The sequence below is a fragment of the Tsukamurella conjunctivitidis genome (assembly GCF_007858475.1).
GTDB lineage: Bacteria > Actinomycetota > Actinomycetes > Mycobacteriales > Mycobacteriaceae > Tsukamurella > Tsukamurella conjunctivitidis.
The window spans coordinates 1-545 of sequence record NZ_VIGX01000256.1; the positions used below are offsets into that span (position 1 = coordinate 1).

Below are 545 nucleotides of genomic sequence, written 5' to 3' on the forward strand. Positions count from 1 at the left end.
ATTGTTGCTTCGATTGTCCGTCTTGCAAAGACAACAAAGAGCTTGATTATTGCTACTGTTACCACCTGTATTACCGGCAATATTGTGGGGTGCGATCAATATATGTCGATTATTGTGCCGGGAAGAATGTATGCAGAGGAGTATCGTAAGCGGGGAATTAAAGGCAAGGTTCTCTCACGAACTTTAGAAGATTCAGGAACGATGACCTCGCCACTGATTCCATGGAATACCTGTGGCGCTTTTATGGCAACAACCTTAGGGGTGGCAACATTCGATTATCTCCCCTATACCTTCCTCTGTCTCTTAAGCCCGGTGATTGCGATAGCGTATGCTTTAACGGGATATACCATTGAATATTATGAAGATGGGGAAGCGCCGAAGAAGGTTAGACGCTTTAGAATGCCAAAACGAATCTAATCATCTAATGACCTAATGATCTAGGCAATAGGTAGAGTAGCTAAAAGAGTGATCGAGCGGTCACTCTTTTTTTATGCCGAATGAAGATGAATCTGCCGATAGCGATCGGGCGTCATGCCGGCAATTTT

At 44.0% G+C, this 545-nt stretch carries 1 protein-coding gene; it reads left to right on the forward strand.

The genetic code is table 11. The annotated features are described in order from the left end of the window. Positions 1–417, forward strand: a 417-nt coding sequence (locus tag FK530_RS27705; protein WP_500487611.1) for a Na+/H+ antiporter NhaC family protein, incomplete at its 5' end; no start/stop codon positions are given. Positions 418–545: the final 128 nt, after the last annotated feature.